This is a genomic window from Spirillospora sp. NPDC049652 (assembly GCF_040675125.1).
In the GTDB taxonomy this organism is placed as follows: Bacteria; Actinomycetota; Actinomycetes; order Streptosporangiales; family Streptosporangiaceae; genus Spirillospora.
Map to the genome: position 1 here is coordinate 1 of NZ_JBFAOF010000741.1, position 3,719 is coordinate 3,719.

A 3,719-nucleotide genomic window follows, 5' to 3' on the forward strand; every position below is an offset into this window, starting at 1 on the left:
GGGCCGGTCGAGATCTTCGACCCCGCCCGGGCCGCTGGGCAGGGTGAGCCGCGTCCAGTCGCGCCGCGCCTCCTCGGTGAGCCGGGGAAGCCGGGTCGGGGACTCGGCGGGGGGACGATCCAGCAGGTTCAACGGTGCTCCGCGCATGCTCCCAGCCTCCGCCGCCGATCAGTGCGACGGGGAGGGACGAATGTCCCTTGTCGCCCGGCGAATGGGCCCTTGTCGGATGGTCGCTCAGGGCGTCCAGGTGCCGATGCGGCCGGTGCGGCGGCGCTGCTGGGCCGCGGCGGGGACGTCGAGTCCCTCGCCCCGGTCGGTGAGGCGGTCCGCGACGGTGCGGCGGTGCTCGACGCTCTTGTGGTCGTCGTACTTGAACTTGGCCCGGACCGCGGCCACCTCCAGCCGCAGTCCCCGGATGCCGGACAGCATCCGGCCGTACGGCGGCTTCCGGGGGCGACCTCCGCGTGGTCGCCATCGGGCTGGAAGTGGGCGAGCTGCCGGGTCAGCAGGTCGGCCTTGGCCTCGGGGTCGTCGATGACGCGGGCCCGGCAGACGAACTGGACGGCCGCGTAGTAGCTGGTCGGGACACCGTCCTCGGGCGGGACGTCCGGGGCGGTGCGCCAGGTGCCGGGCACGAACGCGTAGTCGCCGATGACGGTGAACGTCACGTCGGGGGCGTGCTCGATCGCCTTCCACACCGGGTTCGGGCGGGCCAGGTGGACCAGCAGGCCGGTGCCGTCGACGGTGAAGTGGGTGGGGACGACGACGGGCGCCTGGCCGGGCGGGCCGTTGACGGCGAGCTGCCCGAAGTCGTGGCCGTCGGCGATCCACGCCTGCCACTCGGCGTCGTCCAGGCTCGCGTCCCAGGGCTGGATGAACAAGGGGTCTCCTGTGGGGTCGGGGAGTGCGGATTCTCCGCGCCCACCTTGCCGTAGCCGCCGTCCCCACCTGCGGTCAGGTCAGGTGGTGGAGGAGCTGGTAGAAGGCCGCGAAGACGGCGAGCCCCAGGATGAGGCTGCCGACGGCATTGGCGGCGGCCTTGACGTACGCGCCGCCCTGGAACAGGTGGACGGTGTCGAGCTCGAAGGTGCTGAAGGTCGTGAGCGCTCCGCACACGCCCGTCCCGAGTAGCGCCTCGACGTAGGTGCCGGTGCCCGCCCCGTGGAGACCGCCCAGGAACGCCGTGCCGAGGAGGTTGACGGCGAGGGTGCCCCACGGCATCCAGTGGCCCGCGGTCGCCTTGACATAGCGGTCGATGAGGTAGCGGGCCGCTGCTCCGATCGCGCCGCCGACGATGACCAGGAGCGCCGAGACGAGGACGGTCACCCCTGCCTCCTCTGCGTGTGGTGCGGGATCCTCGCGCCGAGGACGAGGCCGACCGCGACGGCGATCCAGCCGACGACCACGCTGGTGGCCGCGTAGGCGAAGCCCAGTCCGGGCCGGCCGTCCCTGCCGAGGGTGTGGATCCCGTCGATGAGGTGGGAGAACGTCGTGAAGCCGCCGAGGTAGCCGGTCACCGCGAACGGGCGGGCCATCGGGTGCGGCCGCCCGCGCAGCAGGTAGGTCGTCAGCAGGCCCATCGCCAGGCAGCCGAGCATGTTGACGGTGAAGGTGTTCCACGGGAAGCCGGACCTGGCGGCCGGGATCACCTCGCTGAGCAGGTACCGGACGACCGCGCCGAGCGCGCCGCCGAGGGCGACGTCGATGATGACCTGGGCGCTCAGCCCCGGCTTGGCGGGCGGCGGCCCCGGATGCGCCGGCGGGTGGAGCGCGGACGCCTCGGCCGCTTCGCGTCTCGCCTGCGTCCGGTCGCTCGGCGTCGTCATGCGTCCGTCCCCGATCCGCCGTTCGTTTCCGATCCGCCGGCCGGTCCCGATTCGTCGTGTGTCCATGGTCCGCCGTGGGCGCGTACGGCCGGGGCGCCGAGCAGCCTGCGGCGGACGGCGTCCCAGAGCTGGAAGAACGCGGCCTCGACGGCGGGGGAGCGGTCACCGAGGACGCGCGCCCACGCGCCGCGCTCGCCGGGCAGCACGCTCGCCCCTCCGCGCAGCCCCGTGGAGGCGAGAGCCTGGTGCATGAGACCGGCGAGTTCCTCCGCCGGAGCCTGCGCGGTGATGACGTACAGGGAGGCCATGAGGCCGAAGTCGCCCATGACGGTGGGGCCGGTGACCGCGTGGTCGGCGGGCACGAGCCGGATCGGGTCGGCGAACAGCAGGCGGCCGTCCTCGTCGTGGACCTCCAGGTCCGCGCAGTAGCCGGTGTAGGCGTGCCGCTCGCCTCGCGCGAGCCGTCCGGCCATCAGCGTGTCGCCCACGAGGACGGTCGACTCCGCGGACGCGGTGACGCGGACATGCTGGTAGTAGCGCGTCCCCGCGAACGGGATGGTGGTCAGCGGCAGGTACTCGACGTAGCTGCCGGGCCCCGCTTCGAGCTCGACGAGCTGGGTGGCGTAGTCGTGTTCCATCCTGTACAGCCGGTTGGCGGTCTGGGTGCTGAAATGGACGGCCGTGTCGGCCCCGCAGTCCAGGGTGATCCGGTACCGGTCGCCCTGCAGGACGCCCCCGCCCGACGACAGGAACATGACGTGCGGCATGTCGGGCCGGGCCGTGTCCGGGTACAGCGGGCGCGCGATGTGCAGCGGAGCCTTCTGGAAGTGGCCGGTCATCTCGGTCCTGCCCCCGACGGAGGCGAAACCGAGCTCCAGCACGCCGACCTTCCCCGGGGAGCCGACCGGCAGCGTGTCCGGTTCGGCCCGGTGGCCGGCGACGGCGGCGGGCAGCCACGGCGGCGCGCACCGCTCCACCGCCGTGCGGTCCAGGACGGGCCGGAGCCGGGCGTCCGCCGCGCCCGCGTCCGCCGCGCCCGCGTCCGCCGCGCCCGCGTCCGCCGCGCCCGTGTTCGCCGTTTCCGGGGACGCGGCCCCCGGTGCGGTCAGCCCGTCGACGAGCACATCGTCTCCCTGCGGTCGAGGACGAAGTCGGCCACCTCGGGGACGCCGGTCCCGGTCAGGCAGTCGGTGAGGATGACGCGGCCGTTCCCGCGGACGGCGTGCGCGTCCCGCTCCATGACGGCCAGGTCGGTGCGCACGTAGGGCGCGATGTCGATCTTGTTGATGACGAGCAGGTCCGACTCGGTCGTGCCGGGGCCGCGCTTGCGCGGCATCTTCTCGCCCTCGGCCGTGTCCAGGACGAACACGTAGACGTCGGCGAGGGCCGGGCTGAAGGTGAGCGTCAGGTTGTCGCCGCCGCTCTCGAACAGCAGGACGTCGATGTCGGGGAACCGGGCGAGCAGCTCGGCGGCCGCCGCCAGGTTCATCGTCGGGTCGTCCCGGACCGCGGTGTGCGGACACGAGCCGGTCTCGACGCCCACGACGCGGTCGGCGTCCAGCGTCCCGGCGAGCGTGCGCCGCACGTGCTGGGCGTCCTCCTGGGTGTAGATGTCGTTGGTGATGACGCCGGGGCGGTGGCCCCGCTCGACCAGCACCGGGACCAGCGCCTCGATCAGCGCGGTCTTGCCCGACCCCACCGGGCCGCCGATTCCGATCTTGTAGACCTGCTCCAGTCGCATGCTCGTCCTCCGGGTCGGTCGGGTCAGGTGATGAACAGCCGGGCCTCGGCCCGTTCGTGCGCGGCGGCGACGACGTCGCCGAGCGGGGTCGAGGAGTGCAGCTCCGTCCGGTCCCGCACGTCCAGCGCGGCGGCCGTGGCGCGGACGATGTC

Annotated in this window: 5 protein-coding genes; all 5 read right to left on the bottom strand. The window is 73.4% G+C overall.

The window, feature by feature from the left end; genetic code table 11:
• Nucleotides 1-128 precede the first annotated feature (128 nt).
• On the bottom strand, nt 129-881 hold the full coding sequence (locus AB0J52_RS31725) for an FMN-binding negative transcriptional regulator (RefSeq protein ID WP_500186463.1): 753 nt from the start codon (nt 879-881) through the stop codon (nt 129-131).
• Nucleotides 882-954: 73 nt separating this feature from the next.
• A complete protein-coding gene (crcB, locus tag AB0J52_RS31730) occupies nt 955-1,326 on the bottom strand; it encodes a fluoride efflux transporter CrcB (protein ID WP_500186464.1) in 372 nt (123 codons plus the stop codon).
• Nucleotides 1,323-1,826, bottom strand: a complete 504-nt coding sequence (locus tag AB0J52_RS31735) for a fluoride efflux transporter FluC (RefSeq protein WP_500186465.1) — start codon at nt 1,824-1,826, stop codon at nt 1,323-1,325. Before AB0J52_RS31735 ends, crcB begins: the two co-directional genes overlap by 4 nt.
• Entirely contained in the window at nt 1,823-2,950 is a 1,128-nt protein-coding gene (locus AB0J52_RS31740) for an urease accessory protein UreD (RefSeq protein ID WP_500186466.1), read from the bottom strand. The genes AB0J52_RS31735 and AB0J52_RS31740 overlap by 4 nt, the downstream gene beginning before the upstream one ends.
• The gene (ureG, locus tag AB0J52_RS31745; RefSeq protein ID WP_500186467.1) at nt 2,932-3,567 is read right to left on the bottom strand and encodes an urease accessory protein UreG; all 636 of its coding nucleotides are present in this window, start codon (nt 3,565-3,567) and stop codon (nt 2,932-2,934) included. Before ureG ends, AB0J52_RS31740 begins: the two co-directional genes overlap by 19 nt.
• Nucleotides 3,568-3,719: the final 152 nt, after the last annotated feature.